Raw genomic sequence first — 15605 nt, 5'->3', positions numbered from 1 at the left:
ATTATGCTTGTTCTCCTTTACCAAAAGCTGTCACTGGTACATTTTCATTTTCTAAAAAATGAACGACTTCTTGAACAAATTGTTCATAAAACGGTAACGTACGATCAAATAATGGGATTAATGACTCTATATCTAATAAATCATATTGATATACAAATTGACGCCGTACATCTATCGTTTCATGCAGCGCTTCTTGTGTTTGTTTTGATATTGCACCTTCCAACTCTAATATATCTATAACATCCTTATAATTGCCTGGATCACGCAATATAAATGCATCAATAATCATATTACCAATATCAACTGACGACTCAATTAACATTTGTGCGATACGCTCAAATGCATAATTATTATCCTTATAAACATGATAATCTTTTGTCAGTTGCTTTAAATACATGATTTTTTTAGACAATTGTTCTTTATTTACAAAATACATTTTAGCCACCTCTATTCTCCTCTATCATATCATAATTTTGCATGTCACTTCATTTATCGATATACTTGCAATACGACTTTATTAAAGGAGTTTCCAGCTATGATAGATATGTTTTTATACGATGATATCGAACCCTCTCAAATTCGTTTTGTTGGTTTTGTTGGTGAACACAGTCGCTATGATTTAGTACTTATTCAAACAGATCGTCACTACGGCAAAACACTGGTACTGAATACTCAAACGAACAAATTCGGGATTATTGGTACAGATGACCTTGAAGAAGAAGGGTATATTGCCTATATATTAGGTGTGAGCGATGAAGAAGCAGATGAGATTACAGAATATTTGAGTCAAGTGATACATTAAACACACGATTATCCTTTCCATAGCTATGAAAGGATTGAGACATGAGTGATTTTTTTCAATACAAATCGATTATGTCCCAATCCTTTATCGCTTAGAACCATTCGTTTATATTTTTTCATTATGATTCTTTTGTAAAATTCTTTTTAGCTTTTCAGCTTCACGCTGAGCTACTCGACTAAAAATCAAATTCGTACATGTCGTTTGAATAATGAGGAATGTCGCATTTGTCGCCCAATAAAGCCCTAAAAAACTTGGAGAATGCAGTGCAATTGATACAATAAACAAAGGCATTACAATCGCAAGCCCATATCCAACTTTTTTATTTTCCATATTTCCTAAATTGACAAGCGGTTGGATAAAATAAAGTAGTCCTGCTATTAAAGTAAGTCCTAGATCTGGCTGTGTTAAGTCAAACCATAAGAAGTGTCTATTTTGATAAATCCCTTCATGGGAGGGATATTTGATTGAAATCAATAATCCAAATAAGATAGGAATCTGAATCAGAACAGGTAAGCAACCTAACATTTGTTTAAATGGATTCATACCAAACTCATTATATTTTTGGAATATTTGTTGATTGATTTTTTTCTTTTCTTCTGGCGTTTTTGCTTCTTTCGCTTTTTGTTTCATTTCTTTCATATAAGGGTCAATAATCGGTTTTTTCATTCGAGAAAGATGTCCTGCCCTTGACTGTGGTAGCATCAATGGTAAAAGAATCAAACGCACAATTAATACAATAACTATAATAGCCAATCCATAATTATGGTTGAATATTTCACCTAACCATCGCAGTAACATATCCAAAGGTTTAGCAAAAACGTTATAAAAAAATCCTGTTTTATCACTATTTCTTTCATAATTACAACCCGATAACACGATTATAAGCATCATCATAAGCAACATCATTTTTTTCTGTTTTAACATATAGAAATACCTTTCTATCATGAATTTAACATCTCAAATTATAACATGAGTCTCTATAAGAATATAACCACTACATAAATTGAAAAAGTGTTAATATTGCTTTTGATATAAAAAGTAGAATGATAATGTTTTATTCTCAAAAGCGACAAGCAGTGTTTCAATGACTATACAGCGGAACTGTACAATGTCACAACCTTATGATGCAAACAAATACCCAGACTTTAGATTCTTTGCCTTTAATATAATCTCTTGAATGATTTGACAACATATCATTTAAAAAGTTAGACATATAAAAATGGAACAAAACACGGATTTAAGCGCCTTTTGTTCCACTCTTTTAAATTCGATATTCTAAATATAATGATGTTGCTCTAAATAATTAATGATTTGCGACACGGATGTTTCTACTGAATTGAATTCGGTATCTATAATAATTTCAGGGTTTTTAGGTGCTTCGTAAGGTGCACTAATGCCTGTAAATTCAGGTATTTCATCCTTTCTTGCTTTTTGATACAAGCCTTTAGGATCCCGCTGTTCACATGTCTCTAATGAACAACGTGTATAAACTTCTATAAATTCCTTATCTTCCACAATAGCACGTACATTCTCTCGATCAGAAGCATAAGGTGAAATAAATGCCGTCACCGTCAAGACACCCGCATCAACCATTAATTTACTTACCTCTCCAATACGTCTAATATTTTCTTTTCTGTCTTCAGGAGAAAAACCTAAATTTTGATTTAAACCATGCCGAATATTATCTCCATCTAATCGATAGGTATGAATGCCTCTGTCGAATAATGCTTTTTCTAATGCTACAGAAATAGTAGACTTTCCTGATCCTGATAATCCTGTAAACCAAATAATCGCACTTTTATGTTGATGACGCTGCTGTCTTTCTATTTTGGTCACAACCGAATCATGCCATGTAATATGTTTATCTTGTGTCATCGCACTTCACTCCTATCGCTCTTTTAATCCTTCAATTAAAACATTAGCTACCTCTGGTCTAGAAAATGTTTCAGGTAAAGATTCACCTTTTCGCAATTTTTCTCTAACTTTTGTACCACTCAAATGGACATGATGTTCTTTGCCATGAGGACAAGTTTTTGCAGTTGCCATGTTTTTACATTTTTCACAATAGAAAGCATGCTCAAATTTCAAAATTTGAATATCGAGTTCGTCTTCATATTGAGCTATAAGTTCTTGTGCTTCATACGTTCCATAGTAATCCCCGACACCTGCATGATCACGTCCCACAATAAAATGGGTACATCCGTAGTTTTTACGTACAGTAGCATGTAATATCGCCTCTTTAGGGCCTGCATAACGCATCGCTGCTGGATAAATAGCGAGTTGTGCTTTATTTTCCGGGAAATATTTTTTTAAAATGACTTCATAACTTTTCATCCGTACATCTGCAGGAATGTCATCTGATTTTGTTTCTCCTACAAGAGGATTTAAGAGTAAGCCGTCTACAATTTCCAATGCTGATTTTTGAATATACTCATGTGCTCTATGTACTGGATTTCTTGTTTGGAATCCTACAACTGTTTTCCAACCTAATTTTTCAAATAGTTGTCGTGTCTCTTTAGGATCAAAATGATAGTTTGTAAATGCATCGTGTTGGGGTCTGTTTAATAAATGTATCGGTCCTGCTAAGTAGACTTCTCCTTTTTCAAATACTTTTTTAACACCTGGATGATTTGGGTCAGTTGTGCCATACACACTTTGTGCTTCTTTTTGTTTATCGTAACTGTATTTACCTTCAATCTCTATTGTCCCGTATAAAACATCATCTTCACCATATAACGCAACCGTTTCACCAACTTTTAGCTGATTTGCTGTTTTTTCAGTAACTGGTAGCGTAATAGGAATACTCCACACTAAGCCATTACTTAAATGCGTCTTTTCAATCACACTCTCATAATCTTTTTGATTCATAAATCCAGTGAGTGGACTAAAGCCACCAATTGCAATCAATTCTAAATCAGAAATAGCCCAAGCATTTATAGTGATTCTTTTTGATTTTTGAGCTTTTTCTAATTGCTGTTCATGTTCTTTACCTGAGAGCACTCTATTAATTAACGTCCCACCATGTGGACGAATCAGCTCATTTGTCTTCTTTACTGCAGTCATTTATTCTATTCCTCCTTGTACAATGCTTTTCTTTTGATTTATGGACGGATTACGCTTATTTTTAATCACAACATAAATCACCAAGATTCCCCATAACCCAATAATCACTATCCTTATTAGCGTTGCAATGTGATTATCTGTCAAAAAATATGTGATTAAGGCATTAGTATTTGTAAAAATGATAAGCCCACCAACACAAACAGCTAAAATATCAACAGATAACCACTTCACTAAACAGGCAGCAATCGGTGCAGCAATCGCACCACCAATCGCAAGTGCAATCACAGTCATCCAATTAATCTGATGTATCCCTAAAAAGATAATAAAACTCACAGATGCAGAGAGCGTTACTAAAAATTCACTTGCAGATACTGTCCCAATCGCATATCTAGGCTCTAATCTTTTTCTTGACAGCATTATTGAAGTGTTGATCGGTCCCCATCCTCCACCACCAATTGCATCTACTAATCCTGCAAACATACCTTGTGGCACTATGAAATGTGACTGCCTTGATTGACTTACCCGTTCATCAGATATGCGATGTCTTTTAATTAAAAATTGATAAAGTATATATAGTCCCATCATTAGTAAAAATACAGCGATAAATGGTTTGATCAAATCACCATTAATATGTGTTAAAATAGCGCCTCCAATAAACGCTCCTACTGCTCCTGGAATAGTCAACTTATACAAGGTAGGTCGATGAACATTTTTGAATTTTAAATGTGAAATACCTGAAGCGGCAGTCGTAGCGATTTGTGAAAAATGTACAGTTGCGGATACTATTGCAGGCGCAACACCAAACGTTAATAATATCGATGAAGAAGAAGCTCCAAAACCCATACCAAGCGAACCATCAATCATTTGAGCTACAAAACCTGCGAACGCATATATGATTAGTTTTTTCATTCTTTTCCTCCTTCTTTTTTCATTATCTTAATGACGTAATCGACATAACATTTCTTGTTGCGCATCTGCATTCATAAATTTTTCTTCAAGTAACATATCTAGTAATTGGATTTTTTCATCCATTGAGATAGGCTTCTGTTTAATCAGTTTTCGGCACTGGTACAAAAACTCAACGTACCCCTCGTATTGATGATCATATATCTCTTCAATTTCCTTAGCGATTTTTTGCGTTAGTTTTGGACTGGCTCCATTTGTTGTAATTTGTATTGACAATCTACCCCGTCGCACTTCTTTTGCAAAGTGAATATTACTTGCATCATGATGAATCACATCATTGAACAACACATTCGAGGGTATTAATGCTTTGATTTTTTCATGTAATTTTGGGTTATCTGTAGCTGCTATGATGAATTGTGCGCCTTGAATATCCGATGCTTGAAATACCTTTTTTGACCATTTCAATTTATTCTTTCGGATTAATTGATTTAAAGTCGAAGTAACCGAGGGACTCACAACGTGTATTAGAGTAGATTGAGCATTTAATAATTTCAGGACTCGTCTAGTTGCAATTCTTCCACCACCCACAACTAAAATTGTCATCCTGTCAACATTAACGTTAAGTGACAATGACATGATGCTTATCCTTTCGACTTTGTTTTTCTTTTTCAGCTTTTTGAATAGTCTCTAATACACGATCTCTTAGAGCATCTATCATATTTGGATGATCTCCTAGATGATGGCATCGTTTTAAAGTTCCTTTATAGCCCGTATCATGAAGTGTCTTGTGAATGTAATGTGTAAGTAGTCCTGAGAACCAAAGATAAGGTATGACTATAATTTCTTGATGCTTTTCATGAATAGCTTGTTTAAGGATATGTTCAAATTTAGGTTCAGTTGCTGCTAAATAACAAACGTTAACATTCGACATTCCCATTAAACTTTTGAGCATCGACTTGATCTCATTCATATCTTGTTTTGTTTCTTCATAATTGCTTCCCCTTCCTACAAGTATGAACTGAGCACTTTCAGGATTAGACACAGATATCGCTTCGATTCTTTCTTTTAAAATTTCAACTAATCGATATTGAACGCCTAGTGGCCGTCCCAAAGTAATTGTGATATGTGCAAAGCGTTTTTTGAGCTGATGAATGGCTTTAGGTATATCATGATAAAAATGCCCCGCCGATAGTAATAATACGGGTATCACGATGACATGATTAACACCCTTATGAATTAATCTTTTAAATCCATTTTCAATATTAGGACTCGTTATCTCTAGAAAGCATGTTTCTTGGAATGGTATCGGGATATGTTGTTTCACTTTATCTATCAAGTTGTGAGCTTCTTTAACACCTTGTTTTAACCTTGTTCCATGACTAACATAAAGTACCCCTTTCATTGAATCCCTCCATTATCTATAGTGATGTCACTTTAATTAAATGATCACTTTGCATATTTAACTGTTCATTAAACCAACTTATTCGCTCTCTGAGGTTGACAACGTCCCCTACTATTATCATTGCAGGATTTTGGATATGCATTGCTTTCTCTACAATATTACTTAATGTACCGGTTACTGTTTCTTGTGATTGCGTCGTCCCCATATGTACAAGAGCTACAGGTGTGTCACCTTGTTTTCCATTTTCAATAAGCCTATCACGTATTTGAGGCAACTTTTTAACGCCCATATAAATACACAAAGTTTCTGGACCTTTTGCGAGATGTTGCCACCTTTCTTCATCCTCAGTACCATCTTTTGTGACTGCAGTTACAAATGCCACAGATGAACTATAGTTACGATGAGTGACTGGAATCCCAGCGTACATTGGTGCTGCAATACCTGATGTAATACCAGGCACAATTTCAAATGGAATATGTTGTTCCGCTAAAAGTTCTGCTTCTTCACCGCCTCTTCCAAAAACGAACGGATCCCCTCCTTTTAAACGCACAACAGTATATCCTTTTTTGGCTAATGTCAGCATCATTTGATTCGTTTCATGCTGTGGTAATGTATAACGATTAGGATCTTTACCACAATAAAGTAATTTAGCCTGTGGAGATGCATGTTGAAAAATTTCTTTATTAACTAAACGGTCATATAAAATAACGTCTGCTTTTTGTATGGCTTTAACTGCTTTCAATGTAATTAAATCTGGATCACCTGGCCCAGCTCCAACTAAATAAACTTTACTCATCAAACCACCTCCATTATTTATGAAAATCCCTTCCTTCAGTCACACGTGCTACAATGCCTTGACGTATAACAAAATCACCAAAATGCTCATTTTCTTCTTTTTCTTTACTGTATCGAATAAGTAACGGTTTTAAACTATTCAAAATTTCATCTTCACCAATGTTTTCTTTGTACAATTTATTAAGTCGATCACCTTTAAATCCGCCACCAAGATACATGTTATATTTACCAGGTCCTTTTCCTATAAATGCCACTTCTGCTAACGCCGGTCTGGCACAACCATTTGGACATCCTGTCATACGTATCGTAATATCCTCTTCTTCCAACCCCGCTTCATTGAGGATGTCTTCAATTTTATTGAGTAAAGAAGGTAAATAACGCTCTGACTCTGCCATGGCCAAACCACAAGTTGGGAATGCTACACAAGCCATTGAATTCCGTTTCAATCCTGTATAATTTTCGCCATCTGTAATGCCATAAGTATCGATTATTCTTTGAATTTCTTCTTTATTTTCCTGCTTAATATTAGACAAAATTAAGTTTTGATTAGGTGTGAGCTGAAAATCAGCATGATGTGTTTCAGCAATTTCTCTTAATGCTGTTTTCAATTGATATCCTTTTTCATCTTTCACACGTCCATTTTGAATAAATAGCGTAAAATGCCAATGACCTTGTCCTTCAGTCCAACCATAACGGTCGCCATTATGTTCAAATTCAAATTCTCGTGCAGTTTCAACATCGTAACCTAAGCGTTCATTTAATTCGTCCCTTACTTTTTCAACACCTAGTCGATCAACAGTGTATTTAAATCTAGCTTGCGATCGATCTTCACGATTACCATAATCTCTTTGTATTGTTACAATTTTTTCACATACATCTACAGCTTTCTCTTTAGGGACATAGCCTAAAAGACGGGCAATTTGAGGATATGTTTTAGGGTTTCCATGTTTCATGCCCATTCCGCCGCCAACCACAATATTAAATCCTATTAGCGTTTCATTTTCTACAATTGCAATAAGACCAATATCTTGCGAATAAACATCAATATCGTTAGAAGGTGGAACAGCAATACCAATTTTAAATTTTCTAGGTAAATATGTAGATCCATAAATGGGTTCATGTTCTTCTTTCGTGTTTACAACTTTTTCTCCATCTAACCAAATTTCATGATATGCACCTGTTCGCGGCAACAAATGCTGACTAATTTTATCAGCGTATTGATTAATTTCTTCATGTATTTTAGATTGATATGGATTAGGATTACACATCACATTACGTACTACATCGCCACACGCCGCGATTGAATCAAGCAATGCGCTATTGATATTTTGCATCGACTTCTTCAAATCTCTTTTTAAAATCCCATGGAATTGAAATGCTTGGCGTGTCGTTAATTTAATTGTTCCATTCGCATATTGATTAGATATATTATCCATTTTAATCCATTGATCTGAAGATGCTGCACCACCTGGGACACGAACACGTATCATAAAGCTATATGCTGGCTCTAGTTTTTGTTTACGTCGCTCATCTCTTAAATCACGATCATCTTGCATATAGCTACCATGAAATTTTAATAGCTTTGTATCATCCTCAGCTATAGCACCTGTCAAAGGGTCCTTAAGACCTTCTGCTATAGTCCCTCGTAAAAATTGACTCTTTTGCTTAATGTCTTCCATTGCATCAAGTTTTACATTTTGATTTTTTGTTGAATTTGTCATAACAACCCTTCCTTTCTTTTTAATACACGTCTCTCTGATAGCGCTTGTCACGTTTTAACTGTCTTAGATATAATTCCGCTTCTTCTTCACTCACATTGCGTTCTTTTTGTAGAATCGTCAGTAATGTACGATGCACATCTTTAGCCATATGCTTCTCATCTCCACATACATAAATGTGGGCACCTTTTTCAATCCACTCGTTTAATTCTTTACTTTCTTGTAGCATTTGATGTTGAACATATATTTTTTGATCCGTATCACGTGAAAATGCAACATTTAACTTCTCTAAATAACCATCTTTATGCCAATTTTGCCATTCTGTTTGATACAAGAAGTCAGTCGTAAAGTGTTGTTCACCAAAAAACAACCATGTATTCCCTTTTATCTTTAAAGCCTCTCTTTCTTGAAGATACGCCCTAAATGGTGCTACTCCAGTTCCTGGTCCTATCATGATTACAGGGGTCTCGTTGCTTTTTGGGAACTTAAAGTTAGGATTCGATTTAATATATATCGGTAAAAAATCTCCCGGTTCTACTCGTTCTGCTAATTGAATCGAACATACACCAGATCGCTTTCTCCCATGAGACTCATAACGTACTGCCCCAACAGTAATATGAACTTCATCTGGCTCCAATGCATAACTACTTGATATTGAATATTCTCTTGCTGGTAATTTTCTTAACAATTGATAAAAATGATTCGGTTTAAGCTGTGTAGGCGGAAAGTCTTTCACTAAATCGATTAAGTCTCTCCCTACTATATATTCTTTTTGCCATGCCACATCGTTTACCTTTTCGGATAATGACTTATTTCCAAATAATTGGATAGATGACTCAAGTAGCGATTTTGTCAGCTTTGTAATTTCAAAATATTCAGATAAAGATTGTTGCAAAGATAATGTATCACCTGATTCGTTAACTTGAATGACCGTTTCCTCTTCGAATGGTAATAATTGGATGAGTTCATCAACAAGTTTAGGATCATTTTGAGGCGCAACCACTAGACAATCCCCTGGCTCAAATTTTTCGTTAAAACCTTCTAATGAAAGTTCAATATGACGTGTTTCTTTGTTTGAACCCCTTCCATTTAAATTGATATTTTCTAGTACTTCAGCCTGATATGGATTTGATCGTGAATAATGTTGCTTTTGTTCTGCTTGAATACCTTCACTAACAAGCACTTCACTTTGAGCGGTGCTACTAGTTTGTTCATTGAGTGCACTAATGACATTCGCCATCCATTTTTCAGCATTTTCTTCGTAGTCAACGTCACAATCAATCCGATCATATAAGCGCTCTGCTCCAAGTTCACTTAACTTTTCATCAAAATCTCGACCTGTTTGACAGAAATACTCATAAGATTCATCACCTAATGCGAGTACTGCGAATCTTTTTCCTTCTAGATTGGGGGCTTTACGACTATGTATGTATTCATGGAGTTCAATTGCATTATCTGGGGGGTCACCTTCGCCTTGCGTTGATGTAATGATGAATAAGTCTTCTACGTCTTTTAATTTTTTAGGTTTAAATGCATCCATTGCTTTCAAAGTCACATCAAAGTTCAATTCAACTAAACGTGAATGAAATAATTCAGCTAATCCTTGAGCATTTCCTGTTTCAGATCCATATAACAACGTAATCTGACGCTTCTGAACCTTCAAATCTTCATTGATAGGATTTGCTTGTTCAGTTGCTTGAATCACGTTACCGGATACGATTGGTTCAATGGAAGCACTAATATATCCAGATAACCATATTTTTTGACTAGGGGTTAATGATGAAAGTAGGTTATTAATTTGCTCTGCTTGTTGTTCATTAAAAGGGCTATTTGTTACATCTAAATTCATATTTTCACCTCATATTCGTTTTTAACATTTGTGTTTTAATCTAAGGTGTTGTCGAATGTAGGCCACATTCTGTTTTTGAAGTTCCTTGCCATCTGCCTGCTCTCGAATCATCAGAATCAAATACTTGTGACGTACAAGGAATACAACCGATACTTGGATAATGGAAATCATGTAATTCATTGTATGGTAAGTCATGCTTTTTGATGTAATCCCATACCTCATCTTCAGTCCAATGAATGAGCGGACAAACTTTTATCGAGTGAAATCGTTCATCACGATTGATAAAGTTCGTATGTCGTCTACTTTCAGACTGTGCACGTCTCAAACCGGAAATCCAAGCAACTTGCTGATTTAATACGTCTTCTAAAGGTTTTATCTTCCGAATATAACAGCATTGATTAGGATCTTTTTTCCACAATGCTAGTTGATACTTTTCAGACTGTTCTTCAAGAGTCAAGCGCGGTTTTTTCTTTTGAATAATCAATTTAGGAAAACGCTCTTGAACGCGATTAATCAAATCATATGTTTCTTGAAAATGTAAATCTGTATCTAAAAAAATCAATCGTGCATCGGGCTTAATTTGATAGATAAGATCAATTAATACCATGCTCTCTGCTCCGAAACTGCAAGCGTATATAATATCATCATAGTTTTCAAAAGCCCATTTCAATGATTCATGCGCTCCTTTTGTTTCTGAAGCTTTTGGGAACACAGGTATATGATTTTCATTAAAATTTTGATATGTAATTTCTCCACTAGACATATACTCATCTCCCTTAGTTCAATTCTTATAATACATACCTTATTAATCGGAATTTATGTTATAAAGATATCGACAATTAAATAAAATGTCAAGTGTTTTTCGGAAATAAAAAATATCAAATTCTAAATGCTAATGAATAAGCTTTCTAACTATCGTAATTTTGAAGAAGACTCTATTGATTTAAGCAGTTGATTCACATTTTTGAAAATTCTTTTATGGCTCTCAGTCAAATTGGACTGGTCGCATTAAATTAAGGCGTTATGCAATAATGGATTGCTTAACGCCTTTTTCGTTGTGTGATCATAAAGTCTTGAACATTAATGCCTCTTTTAATACAACATAAATCAGTAAAATTGAGTTGGTAAAACATATTTTATAACTTAGGAGTGTGAATAAATATAGCAAATTTGATTGATTCCTAAGCCGAGACTTCTGAGGCATCTTGCCGTAACCGAAAATCCATTTTAAGATTGGGTAAGTTCAATCTTAAAATGAGTTGAGGTGAGGCGCCTAGAAAAGCGAGGCTTTATGGAACAATCAAATAAATGAAATTATTTATACACCAGTCCGATTTATTATAGAGCCTCTTTTATTTAAAAAGAAACTAGGACCTTGAGCGCTTAGCTTTTGAAAAACCAATTAATGGGATTTCAAAAATAACTTCTTCGACATAAACGCAGCAATCATCAAAATTCAAAAGATTCATTTTGAATTGCTTAACGTATGCCAAGTCTACTCACTATATCCTAGCTTCTAACTATAATATTAATCTTGAATTGTAGGTTGTATACGAACATCTTTTAATTTACTCTCTTCAACAATTGATTCATGATGACTCTTCTCATCTTGAGTTAATCGTCGAACAATAAAATAAGCACAACCAAAATTACAATATTCTAAAATATAATCTTGTATTGTTGAAAAACGTTTATGATAATCTACCTTCTTTTGAGAATCATAATAAAAGCCTTTTAAGCGTAATTGTTCATAACCATAATCGCCAACTATAAAATCATATTTATCCAAAATCTCGGAATACCTTGCTATAAAATCTTCTTCGTTAAATCCACCTTTATGGGATTCTATGAGTTCAAAGTAATGGTTGCCGACTTTAATCACGTGCACACCACCTACTTAGTGCTATTAAGTTGCTCGTCACCTAGACGTTGTTTTTCTTTTGCTGCTTCATTAACTTGTTCATCAGCGTGATAAGAACTTCGAACAAGTGGTCCTGCTTGACAATGTTTGAAGCCTTTTTCCATAGCAACTTTGCGTAATTTACCAAATTCTAAAGGTGTATAATATTTTTGTACTTTTAAATGTTTACGTGATGGTTGTAAGTACTGGCCGATTGTTAAAATATCAACATCATTAGCACGCAAATCATCCATTGTTTCGTGAATTTCTTCGATAGTTTCTCCTAAACCTACCATGATACTTGATTTAGTAGGAATGTCTGGCTGTAATTCTTTAGAACGTCTTAAAAATTCTAAAGTACGATCATAAGTAGCACGTGCACGAACTCTCGGTGTCAAACGACGGACTGTTTCAATATTATGGTTTAAAATATCTGGTTTAGCCGCCATTAATGTTTTAAGCGCTTCATAATCGCCACCCATATCTGAAGGTAAAATTTCAATTGTTGTATATGGATTGCGTTCTCTTACTTTACGAACAGTTTCAGCATAAACATTTGAACCTGCATCTTTTAAGTCGTCACGCGCAACTGCTGTAATGACAACATGCTTAAGATTCATAAGTTCTACTGATTCAGCCACGCGTTCTGGTTCTTCTAAATCAAGCTCATTCGGTAATCCTGTTTTAACAGCGCAAAAACGACACGCACGTGTACATACCGCACCAAGTATCATAAAAGTTGCCGTACGACGCGCACCCCAACACTCATGAATATTCGGGCACTTAGCTTCCTCACATACAGTATGTAAGTTTTTCTCACGCATCATTTTCTTTAAACCAGTGTAGTTTTCATTTGTGTTTAACTTTATTTTTAACCAGTCTGGTTTGCGCAAAATTTCTTCATTTTTAGTAGCCATAACGACGGACACCCTCCTGTAATTAATAAGTCTTTATACATTATAACGAACTTTACATCAAATTAAAATCTACGCGTTTTTCTTTTTATAGACTTGTTAACTTCTCTTTATAAATATCCCGCAAAAATTCCGGCATTAAGTATTCAATTGATTGCTCTTTTAATAACGGAAAATATTTTCCGAATGTGTACATATCTACCGTTCCAAGTAAGTATATCTTGTCATCTTCTATTTCTTCACCTTTAACAAAGTAGCGATGTGTCGATTCAATATATCCCATATTATAAAGAATATATCCACCAAAAACATTACCGCGAAAACCTAACCCTTGTGCAGTTTTATACATATATGACTGCTCACGCGCAATTTCTAAAATTTCTTTTAATTTTTGACCTGTTATTTTAACACGTACAACATTTATAGGATGTGGTAAGGTTTGGTGAATATCGTATTCTGTTACAATTTGATTATGATATCCTTTTACAATCAATCCTGCATTAATCAGTGCACAATCAGCATGTGCAAATTCATATACACTCTCTGCTAATAGGTAGCTTGCTTTCGTAATAAAGTGCGTCTCTCTTTGTAAAGTCACTGGCCTATCAATCAGAGGTTCACTTAATAATTGACGCCCCTCCTCTTCAAAATGCGTCTTTACTTCAGGTAAGTCTCTTAAAGGGATGAGTCTTGCTGATTTCGACACGATACGTTTTGAATCGATATCAATTGTGACCTCTCCTAAGTAATTTCCATATTTACCAGCTGCTGCCATCAGCACACCATTTTCCATTTGTCCTTTTTCAAAGTAATGATGTGTATGGGCTCCAAATATAACGTCAATTTCGGGTAAAACTTCGCATAGCTTTTGATCAAAGAAAATACCGACGTGACTCATTACCATAACGATATCATATGTCCCTTCGCATTTAGCGAGCTCATCTTTAACCGCATTAAGCGGATCAGTTACAATCCAATCTAACGACCGATAAAATGGTGTAAACGGTGCAGTAACTGCAATAAAGAGTATTCTCACACCTTGTTCTTCGTGAATATGAGAAGAAACAAAATGACGAGGTAATGCCCCCGCTTCATCAATCACATTCGCACAAGTTACAGTAAATTCAGCTTCATCATATAAAGCATTCAAAGACTCATGTGAAATTGTCATTCCCTCATTATTACCAATTGTCGCAATATCACAATGGGCTTCATTAAGCAATTGAACATTACGCTTGCCCATTGTCCCTTCTGTTACAGGTAGAGACAAATCTACGTGATCCCCTATATCAATATATAATGACGGATGATTGAGTTTTGGTCTGTGTTTCGCCATATAAGATGTAATCCTTGCAAATTCGCGTAAATGGCTATGAATATCATTAGTATGATAGATTGTTAAACGCACATCATTCACCTCACTTATTTATAGAAATGATCTCATAATCAGATAGACACCTAATGCTAACATGACAATGCGCAATAAAGTGACGATTGTTTGGGAATTGACACGTTTATTAATTTTTACACCAATTTTTGCTCCTATCCAACTAGATATAATCAAAATAAGACTATATCCCCAAATGACATGTCCAAGCACAATATGACCTACTGAACTTGTAATACTTGAAAAGAAAATCATCATCATACTTGTGCCGACAGCAACATGAGGTGGAAAACGAAACACCAAAAGCATTAACGGTGTCATTAATGCGCCACCACCAATGCCAAATAATCCAGCTGTCAGCCCGATAACAAACGATATCACCACTGCTAGCGATGGCACAACGGCATATTCATAATTGATGCCTTCTTTATCTGTAAAATGTTTCATATACTGTGGTTTTTGAAACACTCTAATGGGCGGAATACGATCTCGAAACATGAGCATCATTGAAACGATAATCAGGAAAATACCAAAATAGAGATTAAAGGAATGAATCGTTAAAAATTGACTTAAATACGCTCCGATTAATGCACCAGGAATGATACCAATTAAAAATAAAAATCCATTTTTCACATCAACTTGTTTGGCTTTTAAGTAACTGAGTGTTGATGATAAGCCTGTCACAATTAAAATAATAGAAGATGTTCCAATAGCTGTCTGTGGTGTAACACCGTCTAATATTTGAAGATTCATCCCAAAATAAATAAGGGTAGGTACAATGATAATACCGCCACCTATACCTACCAAAGACCCGATCATAGCTGATAATAAACCTACTATAATTAAAATTAACCAACTCATGTTGTCCG

General features: G+C 34.9%; 16 protein-coding genes. 1 reads left to right on the top strand and 15 read right to left on the bottom strand.

Features of this window, described 5'->3' with window-relative positions; translation table 11 throughout:
• Position 1: 1 nt before the first annotated feature.
• Positions 2-436, bottom strand: a complete 435-nt coding sequence (locus tag C7J90_RS06415; protein WP_103208229.1) for a DUF86 domain-containing protein — start codon at positions 434-436, stop codon at positions 2-4.
• Between the two features lie 99 nt (positions 437-535).
• Here C7J90_RS06415 and C7J90_RS06410 point away from each other — a divergent pair, with 99 nt between their 5' ends.
• Positions 536-802: a DUF3055 domain-containing protein gene (locus C7J90_RS06410; RefSeq protein WP_103208165.1), complete on the top strand. Its 267-nt coding sequence runs from the start codon at positions 536-538 to the stop codon at positions 800-802.
• 105 nt (positions 803-907) lie between these two features.
• Here the strand turns inward: C7J90_RS06410 and yidC are convergent, their stop codons facing one another.
• The 14 genes from yidC to C7J90_RS06340 all read right to left on the bottom strand — a co-directional run bounded on the left by yidC (position 908) and on the right by C7J90_RS06340 (position 15597).
• The gene (gene yidC / locus C7J90_RS06405) at positions 908-1726 is read right to left on the bottom strand and encodes a membrane protein insertase YidC (protein WP_103208166.1); all 819 of its coding nucleotides are present in this window, start codon (positions 1724-1726) and stop codon (positions 908-910) included.
• 351 nt (positions 1727-2077) lie between these two features.
• Positions 2078-2677 (bottom strand): adenylyl-sulfate kinase, encoded by a 600-nt coding sequence (cysC, locus tag C7J90_RS06400; protein WP_103208168.1) that lies wholly within the window; start codon positions 2675-2677, stop codon positions 2078-2080.
• Positions 2678-2689: 12 nt separating this feature from the next.
• Positions 2690-3865, bottom strand: a complete 1176-nt coding sequence (gene sat, locus C7J90_RS06395; protein WP_103208170.1) for a sulfate adenylyltransferase — start codon at positions 3863-3865, stop codon at positions 2690-2692.
• The gene (locus tag C7J90_RS06390; RefSeq protein WP_103208171.1) at positions 3866-4774 is read right to left on the bottom strand and encodes a sulfite exporter TauE/SafE family protein; all 909 of its coding nucleotides are present in this window, start codon (positions 4772-4774) and stop codon (positions 3866-3868) included.
• A gap of 27 nt (positions 4775-4801) precedes the next feature.
• A complete protein-coding gene (locus C7J90_RS06385) occupies positions 4802-5407 on the bottom strand; it encodes an NAD(P)-binding protein (protein ID WP_103208173.1) in 606 nt (201 codons plus the stop codon).
• Positions 5391-6173: a sirohydrochlorin chelatase gene (locus tag C7J90_RS06380; RefSeq protein ID WP_103208174.1), complete on the bottom strand. Its 783-nt coding sequence runs from the start codon at positions 6171-6173 to the stop codon at positions 5391-5393. The genes C7J90_RS06385 and C7J90_RS06380 overlap by 17 nt, the downstream gene beginning before the upstream one ends.
• A 16-nt stretch (positions 6174-6189) precedes the next feature.
• Positions 6190-6969, bottom strand: coding sequence for a uroporphyrinogen-III C-methyltransferase (cobA, locus tag C7J90_RS06375; RefSeq protein ID WP_103208176.1), 780 nt, complete (start codon positions 6967-6969; stop codon positions 6190-6192).
• 13 nt (positions 6970-6982) lie between these two features.
• Entirely contained in the window at positions 6983-8689 is a 1707-nt protein-coding gene (locus tag C7J90_RS06370) for an NADPH-dependent assimilatory sulfite reductase hemoprotein subunit (RefSeq protein WP_103208177.1), read from the bottom strand.
• A 19-nt stretch (positions 8690-8708) separates the two neighbouring features.
• Positions 8709-10535: an assimilatory sulfite reductase (NADPH) flavoprotein subunit gene (locus C7J90_RS06365; RefSeq protein ID WP_103208178.1), complete on the bottom strand. Its 1827-nt coding sequence runs from the start codon at positions 10533-10535 to the stop codon at positions 8709-8711.
• A gap of 40 nt (positions 10536-10575) precedes the next feature.
• Positions 10576-11298, bottom strand: a complete 723-nt coding sequence (locus C7J90_RS06360; RefSeq protein WP_103208180.1) for a phosphoadenylyl-sulfate reductase — start codon at positions 11296-11298, stop codon at positions 10576-10578.
• Between the two features lie 765 nt (positions 11299-12063).
• A complete protein-coding gene (locus C7J90_RS06355; protein WP_103208182.1) occupies positions 12064-12417 on the bottom strand; it encodes a YutD family protein in 354 nt (117 codons plus the stop codon).
• A gap of 11 nt (positions 12418-12428) precedes the next feature.
• On the bottom strand, positions 12429-13352 hold the full coding sequence (lipA, locus tag C7J90_RS06350) for a lipoyl synthase (RefSeq protein WP_103208183.1): 924 nt from the start codon (positions 13350-13352) through the stop codon (positions 12429-12431).
• Positions 13353-13437: 85 nt separating this feature from the next.
• The gene (locus C7J90_RS06345) at positions 13438-14757 is read right to left on the bottom strand and encodes a bifunctional metallophosphatase/5'-nucleotidase (protein ID WP_103208185.1); all 1320 of its coding nucleotides are present in this window, start codon (positions 14755-14757) and stop codon (positions 13438-13440) included.
• An 18-nt stretch (positions 14758-14775) separates the two neighbouring features.
• Positions 14776-15597, bottom strand: a complete 822-nt coding sequence (locus C7J90_RS06340; RefSeq protein ID WP_103208187.1) for a sulfite exporter TauE/SafE family protein — start codon at positions 15595-15597, stop codon at positions 14776-14778.
• Positions 15598-15605 lie beyond the last annotated feature (8 nt).

The sequence above is a fragment of the Staphylococcus felis genome (genome assembly GCF_003012915.1).
GTDB classification, from domain to species: domain Bacteria; phylum Bacillota; class Bacilli; order Staphylococcales; family Staphylococcaceae; genus Staphylococcus; species Staphylococcus felis.
Note: the sequence above shows the minus strand (reverse complement) of the source record. Positions and strands in the feature narration are given on the sequence as shown.

Coding starts and splice junctions, on each gene's coding strand:
- cysC (WP_103208168.1), bottom strand. CDS start 2,677: ATGACACAAGATAAACATATTACATGGCATGATTCGGTTGTGACCAAA.
- C7J90_RS06365 (WP_103208178.1), bottom strand. CDS start 10,535: ATGAATTTAGATGTAACAAATAGCCCTTTTAATGAACAACAAGCAGAG.
- C7J90_RS06410 (WP_103208165.1), top strand. CDS start 536: ATGATAGATATGTTTTTATACGATGATATCGAACCCTCTCAAATTCGT.
- sat (WP_103208170.1), bottom strand. CDS start 3,865: ATGACTGCAGTAAAGAAGACAAATGAGCTGATTCGTCCACATGGTGGG.
- C7J90_RS06360 (WP_103208180.1), bottom strand. CDS start 11,298: ATGTCTAGTGGAGAAATTACATATCAAAATTTTAATGAAAATCATATA.
- yidC (WP_103208166.1), bottom strand. CDS start 1,726: ATGTTAAAACAGAAAAAAATGATGTTGCTTATGATGATGCTTATAATC.
- C7J90_RS06385 (WP_103208173.1), bottom strand. CDS start 5,407: ATGTCATTGTCACTTAACGTTAATGTTGACAGGATGACAATTTTAGTT.
- C7J90_RS06340 (WP_103208187.1), bottom strand. CDS start 15,597: ATGAGTTGGTTAATTTTAATTATAGTAGGTTTATTATCAGCTATGATC.
- C7J90_RS06390 (WP_103208171.1), bottom strand. CDS start 4,774: ATGAAAAAACTAATCATATATGCGTTCGCAGGTTTTGTAGCTCAAATG.
- cobA (WP_103208176.1), bottom strand. CDS start 6,969: ATGAGTAAAGTTTATTTAGTTGGAGCTGGGCCAGGTGATCCAGATTTA.
- C7J90_RS06380 (WP_103208174.1), bottom strand. CDS start 6,173: ATGAAAGGGGTACTTTATGTTAGTCATGGAACAAGGTTAAAACAAGGT.
- C7J90_RS06370 (WP_103208177.1), bottom strand. CDS start 8,689: ATGACAAATTCAACAAAAAATCAAAATGTAAAACTTGATGCAATGGAA.
- lipA (WP_103208183.1), bottom strand. CDS start 13,352: ATGGCTACTAAAAATGAAGAAATTTTGCGCAAACCAGACTGGTTAAAA.
- C7J90_RS06415 (WP_103208229.1), bottom strand. CDS start 436: ATGTATTTTGTAAATAAAGAACAATTGTCTAAAAAAATCATGTATTTA.